At 64.8% G+C, this 19,402-nt stretch carries 17 protein-coding genes; 9 read left to right on the top strand and 8 right to left on the bottom strand.

Annotated features, from left to right (window positions below; genetic code table 11):
- The first annotated feature begins 11 nt into the window (after nucleotides 1–11).
- The gene (locus tag AC4FWB_RS07665) at nucleotides 12–326 is read left to right on the top strand and encodes a MocE family 2Fe-2S type ferredoxin (protein ID WP_491025338.1); all 315 of its coding nucleotides are present in this window, start codon (nucleotides 12–14) and stop codon (nucleotides 324–326) included.
- A 38-nt stretch (nucleotides 327–364) separates the two neighbouring features.
- On the top strand, nucleotides 365–1,168 hold the full coding sequence (locus tag AC4FWB_RS07660) for a 3-methyl-2-oxobutanoate hydroxymethyltransferase (protein WP_491025337.1): 804 nt from the start codon (nucleotides 365–367) through the stop codon (nucleotides 1,166–1,168).
- Between the two features lie 44 nt (nucleotides 1,169–1,212).
- Here the strand turns inward: AC4FWB_RS07660 and AC4FWB_RS07655 are convergent, their stop codons facing one another.
- Nucleotides 1,213–2,718, bottom strand: a complete 1,506-nt coding sequence (locus AC4FWB_RS07655; protein WP_491025336.1) for an HAL/PAL/TAL family ammonia-lyase — start codon at nucleotides 2,716–2,718, stop codon at nucleotides 1,213–1,215.
- Entirely contained in the window at nucleotides 2,715–3,716 is a 1,002-nt protein-coding gene (locus AC4FWB_RS07650) for an ornithine cyclodeaminase family protein (RefSeq protein WP_491025335.1), read from the bottom strand. Before AC4FWB_RS07650 ends, AC4FWB_RS07655 begins: the two co-directional genes overlap by 4 nt.
- 115 nt (nucleotides 3,717–3,831) lie before the next feature.
- Here AC4FWB_RS07650 and AC4FWB_RS07645 point away from each other — a divergent pair, with 115 nt between their 5' ends.
- From AC4FWB_RS07645 to AC4FWB_RS07615, 7 genes are all read left to right on the top strand, one after another.
- On the top strand, nucleotides 3,832–5,277 hold the full coding sequence (locus AC4FWB_RS07645; RefSeq protein ID WP_491025334.1) for a DHA2 family efflux MFS transporter permease subunit: 1,446 nt from the start codon (nucleotides 3,832–3,834) through the stop codon (nucleotides 5,275–5,277).
- Between the two features lie 281 nt (nucleotides 5,278–5,558).
- Nucleotides 5,559–6,545, top strand: coding sequence for an ABC transporter permease (locus AC4FWB_RS07640; RefSeq protein ID WP_491025333.1), 987 nt, complete (start codon nucleotides 5,559–5,561; stop codon nucleotides 6,543–6,545).
- Between the two features lie 85 nt (nucleotides 6,546–6,630).
- Nucleotides 6,631–7,656 carry a sugar ABC transporter substrate-binding protein gene (locus tag AC4FWB_RS07635; RefSeq protein ID WP_491025332.1) on the top strand — a complete coding sequence of 342 codons (1,026 nt, stop codon included), beginning with the start codon at nucleotides 6,631–6,633 and terminating at the stop codon, nucleotides 7,654–7,656.
- A 78-nt stretch (nucleotides 7,657–7,734) separates the two neighbouring features.
- The gene (locus tag AC4FWB_RS07630; RefSeq protein ID WP_491025330.1) at nucleotides 7,735–9,858 is read left to right on the top strand and encodes an ABC transporter permease; all 2,124 of its coding nucleotides are present in this window, start codon (nucleotides 7,735–7,737) and stop codon (nucleotides 9,856–9,858) included.
- Nucleotides 9,855–10,910: an SMP-30/gluconolactonase/LRE family protein gene (locus AC4FWB_RS07625; RefSeq protein WP_491025329.1), complete on the top strand. Its 1,056-nt coding sequence runs from the start codon at nucleotides 9,855–9,857 to the stop codon at nucleotides 10,908–10,910. The genes AC4FWB_RS07630 and AC4FWB_RS07625 overlap by 4 nt, the downstream gene beginning before the upstream one ends.
- A complete protein-coding gene (locus AC4FWB_RS07620; protein WP_491025328.1) occupies nucleotides 10,910–12,406 on the top strand; it encodes a sugar ABC transporter ATP-binding protein in 1,497 nt (498 codons plus the stop codon). The genes AC4FWB_RS07625 and AC4FWB_RS07620 overlap by 1 nt, the downstream gene beginning before the upstream one ends.
- A gap of 369 nt (nucleotides 12,407–12,775) precedes the next feature.
- Entirely contained in the window at nucleotides 12,776–13,183 is a 408-nt protein-coding gene (locus AC4FWB_RS07615) for a carboxymuconolactone decarboxylase family protein (protein ID WP_491025327.1), read from the top strand.
- 303 nt (nucleotides 13,184–13,486) lie between these two features.
- On the opposite strand, the gene AC4FWB_RS07610 is transcribed toward AC4FWB_RS07615, so the two are convergent.
- The 6 genes from AC4FWB_RS07610 to AC4FWB_RS07585 all read right to left on the bottom strand — a co-directional run bounded on the left by AC4FWB_RS07610 (nucleotide 13,487) and on the right by AC4FWB_RS07585 (nucleotide 19,365).
- The gene (locus AC4FWB_RS07610) at nucleotides 13,487–14,374 is read right to left on the bottom strand and encodes an amidohydrolase family protein (protein WP_491025326.1); all 888 of its coding nucleotides are present in this window, start codon (nucleotides 14,372–14,374) and stop codon (nucleotides 13,487–13,489) included.
- On the bottom strand, nucleotides 14,374–15,510 hold the full coding sequence (locus AC4FWB_RS07605; RefSeq protein ID WP_491025325.1) for a vWA domain-containing protein: 1,137 nt from the start codon (nucleotides 15,508–15,510) through the stop codon (nucleotides 14,374–14,376). Before AC4FWB_RS07605 ends, AC4FWB_RS07610 begins: the two co-directional genes overlap by 1 nt.
- 103 nt (nucleotides 15,511–15,613) lie before the next feature.
- A complete protein-coding gene (locus AC4FWB_RS07600; protein ID WP_491025324.1) occupies nucleotides 15,614–16,495 on the bottom strand; it encodes an AAA family ATPase in 882 nt (293 codons plus the stop codon).
- 7 nt (nucleotides 16,496–16,502) lie between these two features.
- The gene (locus tag AC4FWB_RS07595) at nucleotides 16,503–17,507 is read right to left on the bottom strand and encodes a xanthine dehydrogenase family protein molybdopterin-binding subunit (protein WP_491025323.1); all 1,005 of its coding nucleotides are present in this window, start codon (nucleotides 17,505–17,507) and stop codon (nucleotides 16,503–16,505) included.
- A 1-nt stretch (nucleotide 17,508) separates the two neighbouring features.
- Entirely contained in the window at nucleotides 17,509–18,876 is a 1,368-nt protein-coding gene (locus tag AC4FWB_RS07590) for a xanthine dehydrogenase family protein molybdopterin-binding subunit (RefSeq protein WP_491025322.1), read from the bottom strand.
- Nucleotides 18,877–18,885: 9 nt separating this feature from the next.
- Nucleotides 18,886–19,365: a (2Fe-2S)-binding protein gene (locus tag AC4FWB_RS07585; RefSeq protein ID WP_491025321.1), complete on the bottom strand. Its 480-nt coding sequence runs from the start codon at nucleotides 19,363–19,365 to the stop codon at nucleotides 18,886–18,888.
- Nucleotides 19,366–19,402 lie beyond the last annotated feature (37 nt).

Below are 19,402 nucleotides of genomic sequence, written 5' to 3'. Positions count from 1 at the left end.
GGAGAGAGACGATGGCGGACTGGGTCGAAGCTTGCGCGGTGGACGATGTGGACGAGGAGGACGTGATCCGCTTCGACCATGGCGGCCGCAGCTTCGCGATCTACCGCTCGCCGGACGACGAGTTCTTCGCTACCGACGGCTTCTGCACGCACGAGAAGACGCATCTCGCCGACGGGCTGGTGATGGACGACATCATCGAATGCCCGAAGCACAACGGCCGCTTCAACTACAAGACCGGCCAGGCCAAGGGCGCGCCGGTCTGCATCAACCTCAAGACCTATCCGGTCAAGGTCGAGGCCGGTAAAGTCTGGATCGGAATCGACTGATCAGCCGCACCAGCCAAGCTACGAAGGAACAGAAATCGATGAGCCGAAAGAGACCGACCGTTGCCGATCTGCGCGCCATGAAGGGCAAGCGGCAGCTGACCATGCTGCGCGTGCTGACGCTCGATGAGGCCGAAGCCGCCGAGCGCGCCGGTGTCGACATCGTCTCGGTGTCGCCGGAACTGGTGCTCAACCCGCAGTACCGCGACGCGGCGCCCAGCCTCTTCACCATGCCGGGCGACAATTTCTACGAGATCGGCACCGCTGATGATTTTGTGCGCTGGTCGTTCAGGCTCTACAAGGCCGGCGCCGATGCCGTCTATTGCAGCGCCGGCTATGCGACCATCAAGCGCATGGCCGACGACGCTATTCCCGTCATCGGCCATGTTGGCCTCATTCCTTCCCGCGCGACCTGGACCGGCGGTTTCAAGGCGGTCGGCAAGACCGCCGACACCGCCATGCAAGTGTTCGAGGCGGTGAAGCAGTTGGAAGCCGCCGGCGCGATCGGCGCCGAGATCGAGGTGGTGCCGGTTGAAGTGGCGAAGGCGATCTCCGAGCGCACCTCGCTCATCATGCTGTCGATGGGCGCGGGGACAGGCTGTGATGCGCAATACCTGTTTGCCGAAGATATTCTCGGCACCAATCGCGGTCACATGCCGCGCCACTCGAAGGTCTACCGCAACTTCGCCGCCGAATACGACCGGCTGCAGGCGGAGCGCATCGCGGCGTTCTCGGAATATGTCGCCGACGTCAACAGCGGCGCCTACCCGGAAGACCGGCAAATCGTGCATATGGATCCGAACGAGCTCAGCCTCTTCATGAAGAAGGTGGACGAGAAAATCTAAAGCTCTTTGTCCCCAAACCGGTTCCTATTTTCGGGACACATGCTTTAAACGAGCAGCGTTTGGTGCACCGCAGGGTGCCAATATCCGTCGGCGAGCACGGAGTGCAGCGCATCGGCATTGGGGCCGAGCGGCCTGTCTTCCTTGAGCGTCGGCACGTGGGCGCGGACAGCCGCGTGGATCGCTCCGGTGGCGGACGCCAGCGTCAGCCCTTCGCGCAGGTCGATCGCCTGCGCCGCCGCCATCAGCTCGAAGGCGACCAGGCGCCGCCACAGCACGATCATCTCGGCGCACTTCGCCACGGCGAGGGGAGTCTGCGTGGCGTGGTCCTCGACGCCTTCGGATACGGGCAGGAAGTCGAGCATTACGGGATTGGCCTTGTGGCGGATCGCGGCCAGGATCGCCGCCGCCGTCTTCTGCAGCGGCACGAAACCGGCGGAGGCGCCGCCGACCGGCGAGAGGTATTTCGGCAGGCCGTTACGGCCTGAACCGGTGAGCTGGATGAAGCGGGCGGCAGTAGCCGCCGCGCACTGAGCGATCGCCAGCCCCAAAGTCTCGAAAGCCAGCGCGAGCGAGGCGGTGTGGAAATTGCCGGTCGACAGCACCAGCGCATCGTCGACGAGCACCAGCGGATTGTCGGCCGCGGCGTTGAGCTCGATCTCGACGGCAAGCCGCGCATGATCGATCGCCTGGATCAGCGCGCCATGGATGGAGGGCATGCAGCGGATCGACAGCGGATCCTGAATGGTGGTCGGCGCCGGTGCGTCGTCGCGGGCGAGCAGGTCGCGCAGCGCCTTTGCGGCAACCTGCTGGCAGGCCGCAGGCCGTGCCTGGTGGAGGCGCGGATCGAGGATCGTACGGTTGGCGCCGAGCGCTTCCATGGTCAGCGCGCCGGCTTGCTGCTGCTGTTCGAGCGCCGACAACACGTCGACAAGCGCCAGCGCGGCGGCGCCGGTGGAGACCGCCGAGGCGTTGATCAACGACAGGCCGTCCTTCGGCGCCAGGCTGACCGGGGCGATGCGCGCCATCATCAGCGCCTTGGCCGACGGCATGCGCCGGCCCTGGTAATCGGCATCGCCCTCGCCGATCAGCGTGTGGGCGATCGCCGCCATCAGCACCAGGTCGCCGGCGCCTATCGAGCCGAGCGAGGGCATCGCCGGATGGACGCCGGCGTTAAGCGCATCGACGAGCGCGGTGAAGACATGCGGCGAGAGTCCGGAGCCGCCGGCAGCGAGCATGGCGACGCGGGCAAACATCGCCGCCCGCACGATCTGGACAGGCAGCGTTTCGCCCACCGCGGCGCCGCGCCCGTCGAGAAGCTGGCGCTGAAAGGCGCCGGCATCGTCTTCAACGGTGGTGCCGAGATTGGCGCCAAGCCCGGTGTTCAGCCCATAGATCTGCTGGCCGCCGGCGGCGGCCTCATCGAGCACCTTGCGTGCGTTGCCGAGCTTCTCGACGACCGTCGGCGTCACCTCGATCTTGCCCGCATTGCGCGCGACAGCGGCCACATCGTCGATGCTGACGCCGGCGCCGGTGAGAACGAGCGGGGTCATGCGAAGCGCAGCCTCTGGCCGATACCGTTTTCGCCAGCCTTGGCCAGCATCGCCTTGCCCAGCGCGATATCGGAGAGCGACAGGCCGCGGTGCCACAACAGGATCGTCTCACCGTCGCTTTGCCGGCCCGGCTTGAGGCCGGCTGCGATCTGGCCGAGCTCGGCGTGCAGCGTCGCCTCGCTCAGGCGCCCGGTCTCGACATGGGCGCGCAGCGAGCCGAACTTGCCGCCCTTGCACTGGCCCCAGTCGTCGACGACGATCTTTTGCATGATGTCGGTGAGCGACAGTTCGACCGCGCTCATCGTGCCGTACGGCACGACCAGCGCGCCGCGCTTGATCCATTCGGTCTTGAGCAGCGGCTGCGGTTCCGGCAGCCGCGAGGCCTCGACGACGATGTCGGCGCCTTCGACGCAGCTTTTCCAGTCAGCCACCGCCATCACCGGCTTGCCGAGATCGGCGGCAAGTTTCGCGACAAAGGCGTCGCGGCTTTCCGGCCGGCGCGAATGGACGCGGATCTCGTCGAAGTCGAAGAGATGGTCGAGCAGGCGCACATTCCAGTAGGCGGTGCCGCGCGCGCCGATATGGCCGAGCACCTTGGATGACTTCTTCGCCAGATGCCGGGCGCCGATGGCGGTGACGGCGCCGGTGCGCATGTCGGTGATCACGGTGGCGTCGAGGATGGCGCGCGGCGTGCCGGTGCGCGGATCGAAGAGGTTCAGGATACCGAATTCGGACGGCAGTCCGTGCAGGTAATTGTCGACATAGTCGCCGACGATCTTCACGCCGGCCGCATCGAGCGGCGCCACATAGCCGCGCAGCACGTTGAAATGGCCATGAAAGGACGGATCCGGCTCGAGATGGACGCGAGGCTCGATCACCGTCTGGTCGTTGCCCTGGGCGACGAGCCCGGCTTCGACGGCGCCGATGATCTCGGCATCGGTCATGGCAAGGGCTTCAATGTCGAGAGCATTGAGGTAGTCGATATAGATGGGCTTCATGCGCGCATTCTTCCTGTCCGACCCCGCACCTCCCATAACAGGCGGCGAGGCGACACGAAAGTTTGTTGGATAAACTCTGGACTGGTTCAGCCTTATACTGTTCAACCAGCGCGTCATGACCAGCATTCCCGACAACGAGGCCGTGTCCCAACTCGTGCCGATGGCTACGCGCCAGGCACGCCGCGTTGCGCTGATCGTCGCCGTCGCCTTCTTCATGCAGTTGCTCGATTCGACGATCATCTCGACGTCGCTGCCGCAGATGGGGCAATCCTTCGGTGTGCCGGCGGTGGCGATGAGCATCGGCATCACCGCCTACATGCTGACCATGGCGGTGTTCGTGCCCCTGTCGGCCTGGCTCGCCGACCGGTTTGGCGCCCGCAACATCTTCCTCGTGGCGATCGCGCTGTTCACGCTGGCCTCGATCGGCTGCGGCTTCTCGCAGAGCCTGGCGCAGTTCGTCGCCGCCCGCATCGTGCAGGGCCTGGGCAGCGCGCTGATGACGCCGGTCGGCCGCATCCTGGTGCTGCGCAACGCCGCCAAATCGGAACTGCTCAACGCCACGGCGCTGATCACCTGGCCGGCTCTGTTCGCCCCGGTTGTAGGGCCTGTGCTCGGCGGTTTCATCACCACCTATCTCTCCTGGCACTGGAACTTCTTCATCAACGTTCCGCTGGGACTGGCCGGACTGCTCCTGGTCGCGCGCTTCGTGCCGGGAGATCGCGACTCCGAGGCAAGGCCACTCGATTGGCCGGGCTTCTTCGTAACCTCACTCGGCCTCGCGATGATGCTCTACGGCCTGGAGCGCCTTGCGCATCCCGAGAACGGCATGCTGCCGACAGTCGGTCTGATCGCCGCCGGCGTTGCGATAGGCTGGCTCGCCGTGCGGCATTTGCTGCGCACGCCGCATCCGCTACTCGACCTCTCCGCCTTCAAAGTGCTGACCTTTGCCGTCTCGACGCTGTCGGCAGGTACGATCTTCCGAGTGGCGATCAACGCCACGCCCTTCCTTTTGCCGCTGCTGTTCCAGGTGGGCTTCGGGATGCGGCCGGTCGATGCTGGTTTGCTGATTCTCGCCTATTTCCTCGGCAATCTCGGCATGAAGGCGGTGACCACGCCGACGCTGAGGCGCTTCGGCTTCCGCCGCGTGCTGATCGTCAACGGGCTGATCGCCTCGCTGGCGATCATGGCCTGCGGAGCGATCTCGCCGCAGACGCCGCTGGCGCTGGTGGTGGCGCTGATGCTCGTCGCCGGGCTTTCGCGCTCGATGCAGTTTACGGCGCTGAACACGCTTGCCTTCGCCGATATCGGCGGCGCGCAGCGCAGCTCGGCGGCGACGCTTTCCAGCATGCTGCAGCAGATATCGATGCTGTTCGGCGTGGCGATAGCGGCAGCGGTCCTCAACCTGTCTCAGATCGGCAGAGGCGAAACGGCGCCCGACCTCGTCGACTTCAGAATCGCATTCATCGCGATCGGCCTGATCGGGCTCGTGGCATCTTTCCGTTTCATGGTCCTGCCGCCGTCCGCTGGAGCCGAGGTCTCGGGTCACACCGCGAATAGTTGACATCGCCGCCGACGCATTTGCAGGCGTAAAATTCCGCCGACCTCTCGGGCCTCGAACGCGCTCTTTCACGAGTCGTACAATCGAGGCAACGAATTGCCAAAAGCCCAAGAGTTTCCGGCTATTGCGCCAGTTACGGCAATCGATGCGTCCACTCGGCAAATAGTTGCAGAGGCGCGGTTCCTGAGCGCGGATTCATTTGACGAGCCGCTGTTGAGCCGATTAGTTTTCATCCGGGATTGGGGGCCCGCCAGGGTCTTTCCATCGGGGCGAAAGACATAGCGATGAACGCGATCGGCTGGCCGGACTGGAGGCGCCTTAATCAGGAGGGCATCGTCTTTGCGATCGCCATCCTGCTGTTCGCCGCGGCCGCCATCGGCCTGCCGGGTTTCCTGACCGCCGACAATCTCGTCGCCATCGTCCGATCGGTCTCGGTGCTGGGCATCCTGGCGCTCGGCATGGCGGTCGTCATCATCGGTCGGGGGATCGACCTGTCGGCGGTGGCGATCATGGCGATGTCGGTCGCCTGGTATCTGCAGTTGCTCAACACCGGCACGGCGGACGGCCTTGCCTTCGCCTATGTGCTTGCCGGCGTGCTCGCCATCGGCCTGCTCAACGGGTTCCTCGTCGCCTATGCCGATGTGCCGGCGATCTTTGTCACGCTGGCGACCGGCTCCTTCGTCTTCGGCTATGTGCGCTCGCAACTGATCACGCAGGATGCCGTGCCGGTGCCTCAGGGCCATTGGGTGGAGCTGCTCGGGGGATTACGCTTCCTCGACATTCCGGTCGAGGTCTTCGTTTTCGCCGGGCTTGCATTCCTGGTCTTCCTGTTCCTGCGCTACACCAAATGGGGCCGCTTCATCTATTTCGCCGGCGACAACCCGGTTGCGGCGCGCAACATCGGCATCCCGGTGCGGCCGATGCTGGTGCTGCGCTACGTGCTTTCGGCGGTGGTGGCGCTGATCGCCGGCCTGCTCACGGCCGCCAGCCTGCATTCGATCAACACCCGCGTGGTCAATTCGACGCTGCTCTACGACATCGTGCTGGTGGCGGTGATCGGCGGCATCGGGCTTTCCGGCGGACGGGGAGGGGTGCGCAACGTGCTCGTCGGTGCGGCGCTGATCGGCATCCTGCTCAACGCCATGACCATCATCGACATCCCGCTGCTCTACCAGAACCTGATCAAGGCGGCGATCCTGCTAGGGGCCATCATCGTCGACGGCATCATCAATCCGCGCGACGAGCAGACCGCGCAGCAAGGCGACATTTAGAGCAGATGGGCTAGCCCATCTTGCTCTCGGGTACCCGGCCGCATCGTGCCGACCGGCCGGCAACAATCGAGACAGAGGACGTGACATGAAATTGTTCAGGACATTGATGGCGGCGGCCACGGCGCTTGCCGTTTCGGCTTTCGTTGCTCCCACTTTCGCCGCGGATGATCCGGGCCCGGCCGCCTATAGCAAGTCACTCAACGGCAAGCGCGTCATGCTGGTGCCGCTGGCGATGGGTTTCGATCTGGCGCAGGGCTGGGCGCACTACCTCAAGAAGGAGGTGGAGGCCTGGGGCGGCACCTTCGAGACGCGCGACCCGAACTGGGTCGTCGATGCCGGCGCGCAGGCCATCACCGACGCCATCGCTTCGGACACGCGACCGGACGTGCTGATCATCCATGCGCCGGACCTCAACTCCTATTCGAAGCTGATGAAGAAGGCGCAGGCCGCCGGCACCTATGTGCTGCTCGTCGACAATCCGGCGAACTTCCCCGCCGATGCCTTCGTCGGCAGCGACTGGGACAAGCTCGGCCAGCTCGAGGCCGAAGCGGCGATCAAGGGCTGCGGCGAGACTTCCTCCAAGAAGATCGGTCTGGTGCAGGGCGACCAGGCGAATTCCTCCAGCCTCTATCAATATGCCGGCATCATGAAGGTGCTGGAGAAGCATCCCGACTTCCAGGTCGTCGCCAAGCCGGATTCCAACTGGGACGCGACCACCTCGCGCAATGTGACGACGACGATGCTGCAGCAGCATCCCGACATCTGCTCGATCATCGACTTCTGGGACGGCGACGCCACCGGCGCATCGGCCGCGATCCGCGACGCCAAGCTCGAGGGCAAGGTGTTCCTGGTCACCACCGGCGGCGGCGAAAAGGCGGCCGACTGCGACAAGCTCCAGGACGGCACCTACGGCGCCGTGGTGATGACCGATCTTGCCCGCCAGTCGGGCGACATGAACGCCGTCATCAAGTTCCTGCTGCAGAGCGGTCAGCCGGCCGGCACCTCGCACACCTACATCTACACGCTGGAGAAGGCGACGACCAAGGCGGACCTCAAGCCCGAGAGCTGCTGGGACTTGAAGGCACTGCAGGCCGAAGCGGCGGCGAAGTAAGGGCGCCGGACAAAAAGCACTCCACGAGGTGGCCGGACCGTTCGGCCACCTCTTTCTCGTGAATAACAGCAGCAGCCGATGACTTTTCGCGAACGCCTCCAGGCCTGGCGCTACAATCTCGTGCCTGACCATCTGGTCGGCGAGATCCTGACCAAGCGCTGGACCGACAACGCCATTCCCTTCCTGGCGCTGGTGGCGACGCTCGGCGTGTTCGGCTCAATCATTCCCGGATTCTTCAAGCCCACCTCGCTGCAGGAATCGACCCGTCAGCTCGGCGAGTTCTCGATGGTCGTCATCGGCATGACCGTGGTGATGCTGGGCGGCGGCATCGATCTTTCGGTCGGCTCGATCTTCGCGCTGTCCTGCTTCTCTGCCGTCTATGTCTTCTTCATCCTCGAACAGTCGATCTGGCTGGCGCTGGTCGCAGCACTTGCCGCCGGGCTCATCTTCGGCGCCATCAACGGTTACCTGGTCGGGTATCTCAGGCTGCGCGCTTTCCTCACCACGCTAGTCACCTTCATCTTCGGGCGGGCGCTGTTCGACATCCTGGTCAGCACCTATGCCGCCGACGTCCAGCTTTCCCAGGCCACGTCGGACGTGCTCGACTTCATCGGCGACGGTACATTCTGGGGGCTCTCGGTCTCGGTATGGCTGGCGATCATCCTTGCCATCGTCACCCACATCGCGCTGACGCGCTCGCGGCCCGGATGGCACGTGCTGGCGGTGGGGGGCTCGCGCCGCTCGGCCCACAATGCCGGCATCCGCGTGCGCCGCACCGTGTTCATGACCTATGTTTTCTCGGGCTTCTGCGCCTCGATCGGCGGCTTCCTCATCGCCTGCCGCCTGAGCGGCGCGGGGCCCGGCACCGGCCTCAATCTCGAAATCATGGCGCTGACGGCGGCCGTGGTCGGCGGCGTCAGCCTTGGCGGCGGGCGCGGCTCGGTGGTCAAGGGCCTGATGGGCGCGATCATCGTGCTAACCATGACCAACGGCCTGATCCGGCTTGGCTATGGCACCGGCACCAACCAGATGGTGCTGGGCATCCTGCTGGCGGCCGCCGTCACCATCGACATCCGCTGGCTGAAGAACCGGCACAAGGTGCTGAACGAGGTCTATGTCGCGCCGATCTACCTCAAGATGGGCGAGACGCAGTCGGCCGCACCTGGCTCCGGCACCCCTTACGAACTCGACAACAGGCTGTCTGAGGCCGACCATATCGGGCTCGGCGAGCTGGAAGGGCCGGAAGACGTCATCCTCGATCGCGACGACCATCTTTACTGCGGCACGCGCCACGGCGAGATCGTCCGTTTCTTCGCGCCCGACTACAAGCGCTCCGAGGTTTTTGCTCATATCGGCGGCTTTCCGCTCGGACTTGCCTTCGACAGGCAAGGCAACCTCATCAGCTGCGTCGGCGCCATGGGGCTTTATTCGGTGTCACCGGAGCGCGAGGTGAAGCGGCTGTCGGCGGAGACGGCGCGCTCCTGGACCTCGATCGTCGACGATGCGCGGCTGCGCGATCCCAACGATTGCGACATCGCGCCTGACGGCCGGATCTATTTCACGGACTCGACCAAGCGCTACGACGCCCACGATTGGGCGCTGGACTCGATCGAGAACCGTGCTACCGGGCGCCTGCTGGTCTACGATCCGAAGGACGGCTCGACCAAGACGCTGCTCGACGGCTACCGCTACACCAACGGCGTGTGCATGGCGCATGACGGCAAGTCGCTGTTCTTCGCCGAAAGCTGGGCCTGCCGCGTGCATCGCTACTGGTTGGAGGGGCCGAAGGCCGGCACCGCCGAATGTGTTATCCGCGACATGCCGGGTTATCCCGACAACATCAACCGCGCTTCCGACGGCAACTACTGGATGGCTTGGCTCGGCATGCGCACGCCGAGCTTCGACCTGTCGCTGCGCCATCCCGACATGCGCAAGCGCATGACGCGCCGCCTGCCGCAGGACGAGTGGCTGTTCCCCAACATCAACACCGGCGGCGTGGTGAAGTTCAACGAGAAGGGCGGCATCGTCGAGACGCTCGGCGATCTCTCCGGCACCGCGCATCCGATGGTCACCTCGATGCGCGAGCACAAGGGCTATCTCTTCGTCGGCGGCATCCTCAACAATCGCATCGGCCGCTACAGGATCGAAGGCGCCGACCCCAACTGGACCAGCCCTGCCTCCTATTGGGGAGGAAAGCCATGATCCTCGATCCGCTGCTCGATATTTTTCGTGGCAAAGCGGTGACGATCCCGCCGCTCGACGGCGCCTTCCGGCCGAACACCAGGCTTGACGATGTGCCGGCCTTCGCCGAACTGGCGGAGGTCGACAATCTGCTTGTCGCCGGTGAGCGGCTGCTCGCCTCCAGCGGCAATACGGTGTTTGCAATTGCCGCAAACAGCGAGCCCACGATGGTCGAGACCTTTGCCGCGACAGTCACCGCGCTTGCGCTGTCGCCTGCCGGCGAACTGGCGGTCGGGCTGGAAAGCGGCAAGCTGCTGCTCGCGAGCCGGGAGGTTTCGCTTCCGGCCGATGTGCGCTGCATCACGGCACTTGCATACGCAGGCGACGGCACGCTGTGGCTGGCCAACGGTTCGGCCGAGCACGCGCCGTCGCAATGGGCCGCCGACCTGATGAAGAAGGGCGTGTCCGGCTCGCTGTGGCGGTGCGGGGCGGGAGGCATTGGTTTCGAAAAGATCGCCGGCGATATTGCCTTTCCCTATGGCCTCCATCCGATCGGCGGCGACGTGCTGGTCAGCGAAAGCTGGCGGCATCAGCTTGTCCACTTCGACGGCTCGAGCGGACACCGGTCGACGGTTCTGGCGCATCTGCCCGGCTATCCTTCGCGGCTGGCGCCGGCCGCTGATGGTGGGGCATGGCTGGCGCTGTTCGCGCCGCGCAACCGGCTGATCGAATTCGTGCTGCAGGAGACGCATTACCGCGAGGATATGATCGGTCAAGTGCCGCCTGACTACTGGATCGCGCCGGCGCTCGCTTCCAACCGCAGCTTCCTCGAACCGCTGCAATGCGGCGGCATCCGCACCATGGGCATCCACAAGCCGTGGTCGCCCAGCCGCTCCTACGGGCTGGTGGCGAGGCTCGACAAGAACATGCAGCCGCTGTTCAGCCTGCACAGCCGCGCCAACGGCACGCGCCACGGCATCTGCAGCGCGGCCGAGAAGGACGGCCGCCTGTTCGTCGCCTCGAAGGGTGGCGATTGCGTGCTGGCGCTCGACGCGATCGCGGGAGGCTTCTGATGGACCCGATCGTGTGCCTGGAGAACGTGACGAAGACCTATCGCGGCGTGCCGGCGGTAAAGAACGTCAGCTTCGATCTCAGGAAGGGCGAGATCCACGCGCTGCTCGGCGAGAATGGCGCCGGCAAGTCGACGCTGACCAAGATCATCGCCGGCGTGGTCGCCGCGACGTCGGGCAAGATGTTCCACAAGGGCGTCGAGAGGACTTACGCCTCTCCGCATGCCACGCTCGAAGCCGGCATCGCCATGGTGTTCCAGGAGACCAGCCTGGTGCCGTCGATGACGGTGGCGCAGAACCTTTATCTCGGCACCGAAAAATTCCTCAACCGGCTGCGCGGCACCTACATCTCGGCGCAGCAGTTCCTGCAGTCGCTGAATTTCCCGGTCGACCCCAACGCGATGGTGGCCACACTTGGCGCCGCCAAGCGGCAGATGGTCGAGATCGCGCGCGCCGTCCATCACAATGCCGAGATCATCATCTTCGACGAACCGACCGCGACGCTGACGCCGGAGGAAAAGCGCCATTTCTTCGCGCTGATCCGCCGGCTGAAGGCGCGCGGCGTCTCGATCGTCTTCATCAGCCACGCGCTGGAGGAAGCGCTGATGATCGCCGACCGCATCACCATTCTGCGCGACGGCGAGCTGGTGATCACCGACGACACGTCAAGCTTCGACCGCGACAGGATCGTCGCCGCCATGGTCGGCCGCTCGCTGTCGGGGCAGATCTACCGCCGGCGCGACGAGACGAAGCTGCGCAAGGCGGGCCGGAAAGTGCTCTCGGTGCAGGACATCTCGATGAGCAACATCGTGCGCAACAATTCCTTCTCGATCTTCGAGGGGCAGATCACCGGCGTGTTCGGGCTGATCGGGTCGGGCCGCACCGAAACCTTCAAGATCGTCTCGGGTATCTACAAGCGCGACTTCCTGCGCGGTGGCGCGATCGAGCTCGACGACAGGCCGGTGCGCTATCTTGTGCCGGCGGAAGCGGTGGCCGACGGCATCGTCTATGTCACCGAGGATCGCAAGAGCGAAGGCATTTTCGAGACGATGGGGATTGCAGACAACCTGTTCGGCGGACTGCTCGCGGCAGGGCGCGAAAAAGCCTGGGTGATCAACCAGCAGGAGATGCGGCAGCTTTCGGCCGAGTGGACGAAGACGCTCAATATCCGCGCGATCAACGACAACGCGCGCGTGGTGGAGCTGTCCGGCGGCAATCAGCAGAAGGTGGTGATCGGCAAGGGGCTGGTGCAGCGGCCGCGCATCGTCATCCTCGACGAGCCGACGCGCGGCGTCGATGTCGGCGCGATCGCCGAGATACATCAGATCATCAATCGCCTGGCCGACGAGGGGCTGGCCGTCGTCGTCATCTCGTCCTACCTGCCCGAGATCATGAACCTTTCCGACCGCATCCTGGTGTGTCGCCAGGGCCGCATCGTGGAGGAGTTCTCGCCGGCGGAGGCGACGGAGGAGAAGATCATGTACGCGGCGGTACATTAGGGTGTTGGCTGGTGGGCACTTTGACAATTGGCTGAATCGTCCGTCCCTTCGTCATGCACGGGCGGAGCAAGGAGCGAAGCGACGTCGCGCAGACCCGAGGATCCATGCCGTGACTTTTAGGCGCCGCTGCGGTCCAGAATTCTGCTCCGCCGCACCCTTCGCGCGAGGTCACGGAATGGATTCTAGGGTCTGCGCGCGTCGCTTCGCTCCTTGCTCCGCCCTAGAATGACGACCCTGAAGTGCTTCGGCCAACCTCCGCGGCAGTGTGTTGTTTCGAGCTAAAACTGAATCGGACAAACAGGTTAGCCGTCTATGCGCAACACTTGATTCAACGCCCTTGCTCATCGATTCAAACGAAAGGACCACGCCATGGCCACCACAAGACTCCTGACCGATGCCGAGGTGGAGAATATCCCGGCGGTCAAGGTCATCTTCGACGACATCCGCGCGACGCGCAAATCCGATTTCGTCAACAATTTCTGGCGCGGGCTCGCCAACGATCCGGCGGCACTGAAGCGGGTCTGGGAGCAACTCAAGGCCGTGATGGTCGCCGACAGCGCCATCGATCCGCTGACCAAGGAGATGATCTATATCGCTGTATCGACGGCCAATGGCTGTTCCTACTGCATTCATTCGCACACAGCCGCGGCGCGCGCCAAAGGCATGACCGATGCGCAGCACGGCGAGCTGGTTTCGATCATCGGGCTGGCCGGCCAGACCAACCATCTGGTCACGGCGATGCAGATCCCGCTCGATCCACAGTTCGAGGTGAAGTGAGAGCGGCGGCTTCCCCCTTCTCCCCTTGCGGGAGAAGGTGGCCGAGCGCAGCTCGGACGGATGAGGGGTGTTGGAAGGATCGCGGCCTTGGAGAACTAAGCGCTTAAATTCGCTGGATCTTTTCACGCCTCATTCTTCCAGCACCCCTCATCCGTCCGGCGCTGCGCGCCGATCCACCCCCGGCCGGGTCCCCGCTGCTTCGCAGCGTCCCGGCGTTCGCCGGCCTTTCATCGTGCCACCGGCACGATGAATTCGCTTCGCGAACCGGCTGCTCACCCCACAAGGGGAGAAGGGGAAGTCGCGCTACACCGGCCGGTAAACCTTCTCCGCCGTGTTCCAGAAGATATCCGCCTCGGCCTTTGGGCCATGCCTGGCCACCGCCGCGCGGTGCGCCTTGATCAGCTCGGCGTGGCTGGTCCACAGCTTCTCGATCGGGAAGTTGGAGCCGAACATCAGCCGGTCGCTGCCGAGGATGTCTATCGCGTTGTCGACGATGTAGTCGATGAGCTCCTGGTCGTTGCGATGCGCGAAAGTGCCGAGCCCCGACAGCTTGGTATAGAAATTTGGCGCCGCCGAGAGCGTGCGCAGGCCGGCTTTCCAGGCCTCGGTCGTTTCCGGCTCCATGCCGGTCAGCATGCCGGCATGGGTGAGGATGAAATTCGTCTGAGGGTTTTCGCCGACCAGCGCCAGTCCGTCCTTCATTTGCGCCGGGAAGAGCTGCAGGTCGAAGGAGAGGCCATAGTCCTTCAGCCGCGCCACGTTGGCGCGCACTTTGGGATCGATCACCTGGTCGGCCGAGGCGGCGAAGCGGAAGGCTGGCGTCTCGTGCCAGTGGAGCTGCATACGCACGCCGCGCAGAAGCTTGTATTTCATCAGCCGATCGATCTGCGACCGGACGTCGTCGACCGTCATGTCGGCATAACCGACAATCGCATGCGGCCAGCCGGTTTCCTCGGCCGTTTTCTGCAGGAAGGCGACCTCCTTCTCAAAGTCCTCCTTGGCCCAGTTGGTCTGGACATAGACGGCCTTCTCGACGCCGGAGCCTTTCTGGTCGGCCAGGAATTCCTCGATCGGGTAGTCGCGGCGGATCGGCTCGTAAGGGCCGAAGATGCGCGGCACCATGGGCCCGACAAGCCAGGGCTGATCCTTTTGGCGCCAGATATGGAAATGCGCGTCGATCGCCTTCTGCATCACGATACCCTTTTCCAGATGGTCTCGGCCGCCGGAGCGGGACGGCCAAGCGACAGGATGAAATCGGTCAGACTTCTCACCGACGAGCCGTCGACCAGATCGTCGAGCACCGGCAGGATGGCGAGGAGCGCCGCGGTGGCCGGCCGGAAGCGTGGATCGCCGGCGAGCGGGGTCGCCAGCGACAACCGGAAGGCGCGGGCGCTGAGGCGGCGCATCGCGGTTTCGAGATCGGAATGGTCGCCGCGCTCCAGCGCGTCCGACAGGATCACCACCGCCGCGCCGCGCGCGAAGGCGGAAAAGCGCGGCACCGAAAGGAAGGCAAGCAATGTCGGCCCCATACGGGTGCCGCCATCCCAGTCGTCGACCAGGACTGCCGCGCGCGCCAGCGCCTGATCGCGGTTGCGGATGCGCAGCGCCGAGGTGATGCGCGTAAGCCGCGTGCCGAAGGTGAAGACTTCCGCGCGGTCCGCGCCTTGCACCGCCGCATGCGCCAGCTTCAGATAGTCGGCCGTGTGCAGTTTCATCGAGCCGGATACATCGATGAGCAGCAAGAGCTTGCGCGGCACGGTCTGCCGGCGGCGCAGCAGCGGCGAGGGGATGTCGCCGTCGGCGCTGACGATTTCGCTCAGCGAGCGCCTGAGATCGAGCATGCCGCGCGAGCGTGTGCGCTTGGTGCGGAAGGAGCGGCGAGCGGGCAGGGCGGAGGCGAGCCGGCGACTGAATGACCTGAGGCCATCGGGATCGCGCTGGAAATCGCGGCTGCTCAATTGCTCGAACGTCGAGGACAGCTCGCCGCCTTTCTCCGGGCGAGTGATCTGATTTTCTTCTTCGCGCGTGCCGCGATCATTCTTGATGCGGGTTTCGTCCTCCTCATCGCATGCGACCGAAGGCTTGGCATCGCCGTAGAAATAACTGCGGAAGTGCGCTTCGAATTCGCCGCGGCGATCGGGCGAGGGCGCCAGCGTCGCAAGCGCCGCCTCGCGGATATCGTTCATCGAGCGCGGCCCAAGCAGCGTCACCGCCTGCATGAAGCCGGTCACCTGTTCGGGCGCGATGGCGAAGGCGTGGCGGCGCAGCAGGCGCGCGAAGCCTAGGAAGGGTTCGGCGGCACGGGGCAGGCTACGGTCGGGCGCCATGGTAGAAATATCCCGACTGTAGCGTTCCTTCGCGCCCCCCTCTGTCCTGCCGACCTCGACGGTTGCCGAGTAAACTGTGAGCGTGGATCGTTGAAGTCGCGCATCACCCCAATGCCTCCTCGACAATCCTCCCCAACTCCGGCGCAATCGCCGATAGATCCTCCTCGTCCTTGATCAGCACGCCGATAGCGCGGCGGAAGGCTTCCGGCCACGGGCTGCCGCCTTTTTCGAGAATGGTCGCGGCATTGGCCCATTCGACGGCTTCAGCGATGCCCGGCGGCTTGGCCAGCGGACGGGCTCGGATCTCCTGCACGGCATTCGCCACCGCCCGCGCGGTCGCCTCGGCGACGCTGCCTGAGCGCAGCATGATGATCTCGGCCTCGCGCGCGGCGTCTGGATAGCCGATCCAGTGATAGACGCAGCGCCGGCGCAGCGCTTCGGCGAGCTCGCGGGTGCGGTTGGAGGTCAGGATGACGATCGGCTGCGTTTCGGCGCGGATCGTGCCGCGTTCGGGAATGCTGATCTGGAAATCGGACAGGAATTCCAAGAGCAGCGCTTCGAATTCATGGTCCGAGCGGTCGATCTCGTCGACCAGCAGCACGCGTTGCTCCGGTGCGCGCAGCACCTGCAGCAGCGGCCGTGCGATCAGAAAACGGTCGTCATAGATGTCGATCTCATGCTCGCCGGCATGGCGGATCGCCAGCAACTGGCGCTGGTAGTTCCATTCGTAGAGCGCATGCGCCGCATCGATGCCCTCATAGCATTGCAGGCGCACCAGCTCGCGGCCTAACAATTCGGCAACCGCCTTCGCGGCCTCGGTCTTGCCGACGCCCGGCGCGCCCTCCAGCAGCAGCGGCTTGCCCAGGCGAATCGCCAGGAAGATCGCGGTCGCTAGGCTGTCGTCGGCCAGGTAGCGCGAAGCGGCGAGGCGCGTGGCCACGGCTTCCGGCGAAGCCGCGACCTGCTCTGCGTCGGCGCCGGTCATCTTGCGTTCAACCCGCAGCCTGCGCCTTCAGCGCGCGCAGGATGCGCTCCGGCGTGATCGGAAGCGTGTCGATGCGCACGCCGACGGCGTCGAAGACAGCGTTGGCGACGGCTGGGATCTGCGGGTTGGCGCACATCTCGCCCGGGCCCTTGGCGCCGAACGGCCCGTCGGCGGAAGGGCGCTCCAGCACGATGATCTCGGTCTCGGCGAGGTCGCCAGGCCCCGGCATCAGATATTGGTTGAAGTCGGTGCCGCCATGCTCGCGGCTCGGATAGTAGGGCTCGGTCGTCTCGTAGAGCGCGTGGCTGATGCCCATCCAGGAGCCGCCGACCAGCTGCTGCTCGACCATCTTCGGGTTGAGCGCGCGACCGATCTCGAAGACGTTCTTCACCGTGAGCACCGCCACCTCGCCGGTCTCGTCGTCGACCTCGACCTCGGCCACCGTGCAGGCATGGGCGTAGCAGGTCGATGGCTTCATCGCGCCGGTTTCTTTCTCGGGATAGGAGCGCGGAATCAGGAACATGCCGCGCCCGGAGATCGAGCGGCCACGCTTGAAGTGGGCCGACAGCGCGACATCGAAGATCGAGATCGATCTCTGCGGTGCGCCCTTGACCAATATGTTGCCCTCACCGTCGGTTTCGAGATCCGAGGCGTTCACCTCCAGCTCTTCCGCCGCCACTTCCAGCATCACTTGGCGCGCTTCCTTGGCCGCCTGGATGACGGCGTTGCCGGCGCGGTGCGTGCCGCGCGAGGCAAAGGTGCCCATGCAGTGCGGGCCGGTGTCGGTGTCCGCGGTGTCGATGATGACGCGGTCGGTCGGCACGCCGATCGTCTCGGCGCAGATCTGCGCCATGATCTGCTTCATGCCTTGACCCAGATCGACACTCGAAAGCGTGACCATGAAATTGCCGGTCGGCGTCGAATGGACCAGCGCCTGTGTCGGGTCGCCGCCGAGGTTCATGCCGGTCGGATAGTTGATCGCGGCGACGCCGCGTCCACGCCGGATCGCCATCTCAGGCTCCCTTCCTGTAGGAGGACATTGCCATGTATTTTTCAGCCACCGGCCAGTTGGCGGCGCGTGAGGCTTCCTGCATGCACTCGATCAGCGCCGCACCTTCGGTCGGCTGGCGATGCGCCTTCATGTCGCCGTCGCGATAGGCGTTGATGAAGCGGAACTCGAGCGGGTCCATGCCGATCAGCCGCGCCAGCTTGTCCATCTGCACTTCCAGCGCGAAGTCGCCGATGGTGACGCCGAAGCCGCGCATGGCCGACGAAGGGGTGCGGTTGGTGTAGACGCAATAGGTGTCGATCCAGACGTTCGGGATCGTGTAGGGTCCGGGATAGTGCGCCGCGCCCTTCTGCGCGCCATAGGGCGAATGGCGCGAATAGGCGCCGGCATCGGTGTAGCCGGTCACCTTGCGGGCGACGATGCGGCCGTCCTTCATGACGCCGTCCTTGATGACGACTTTTTCCGCCGCCCGCGGCGAGGAGATCTGCATCTCTTCCTCGCGGCTGTAGACGAAAGAGACCGGGCGTCCGGTAAGTTTTGCGGCGAGGATGGCGATCGGCTCGACGATGACGTCGACCTTGCCGCCGAAGCCGCCGCCGACCGTGCCGCCGACGAAGTGCAGCTTGCTGCCCGGCATCTGCAGGATGATCGAGGTGTTGTCGAGCGTGAAGAACATCGCCTGCGTGTTGGTGTAGCAGGTGAAACGGTCATTGCCCTCGGGCGCCACCACGCAACCGGTCGTCTCGGTCGGCGCATGCTCGATCGGCGAGGAATGGTAGGACTGTTCGAGGATGTGGTCGGCCTGGGCGAAGCCTGCCTCGATATCGCCGAAGCGCACCTTGCGGCATTCGCCGCTGTCATAGAGGTAGTAGTTCTGGCCGTGATATTCGTTGACGATCGGCGCGCCGGGCTTCAGCGCCTCCTCCATGTCGAAGACCGCTGGCAGCACCTCGTAGTCGACCTTGACCTTGGCGGCCGCTTCCTGCGCCGCGCGCTCGGTCTCGGCCAGCACCGCCACTACGGCCTCGCCCTTCCAGCGCACCTTGCCGTCGGCAAGCACGGTTTCGTCCTCGGGTCCGATCTGGATCAGGATCAGGATGGTGTAGACATTGTGCGGCACGTCCTTGGCGGTGAGGATTTTCACCACGCCTGGATGCTTCTCCGCTTCGGAGGTGTCGATCGAGCGGATGCGGGCATGGTGGTGCGGGCTGCGCACCATCTTCAGATGCAGCATGCCGGGAAAATTGCGGTCGGCGAAATAGGCGGTCTTGCCGGTGACGTGTCCGGGAGAATCGAGCCGAGGCCGCGGCTGGCCGATCTCGTGGAGGCCGTCCTTGCGGACATCGGCGAAACAATCCTTGCGCAGTTCCATGGCTGGTCCTCAGGCGTTCTGCGCGTTGGCGCGCGCGGCGATCAGCACCGCCTGGATGATCGGCTCGTAGCCGGTGCAGCGGCAGATGTTGCCGGACAGCGCCTCGACCACATCCTCGCGGCTCGGGTTCGGCGTTCGGTCGAGCAGTACTTTTGCCGCCATGATCATGCCCGGCGTGCAGAAGCCGCACTGCGTGGCGAAGGCGTCGAGGAAGGAGCGCTGCAGCGGATGCAGAACGCCGCCTTCGGCAAGGCCAGCGGTGGTTTTGATGTCGGCGCCGTTGCAAGTCTCGGCCAGTGTGAGACAGGAAAGCCTCAGTTCGCCATCGATGATGACGGAGCAGGCGCCGCAGGTGCCCTGGTGGCAGCCGCCTTTCGGCGAGGTGTCGCCGATCTTGTCGCGCAGCGCGTTGAGCAGCGTCGTGCCGCTTTCGACGAATTCGGCCTTTTCCGAGCCGTTGAGCGTGAACTGAACCGGGACCTTTGTCATTTTTTCCTCCCGGCGCGCCTGCCCGAATCCCTGGCCA

The sequence above is a fragment of the Mesorhizobium sp. LEGMi-168a genome, assembly GCF_058312955.1.
The sequence above is the reverse complement of the archived record's forward strand: the minus strand, read 5'-3'. Positions and strand labels throughout refer to the sequence as shown.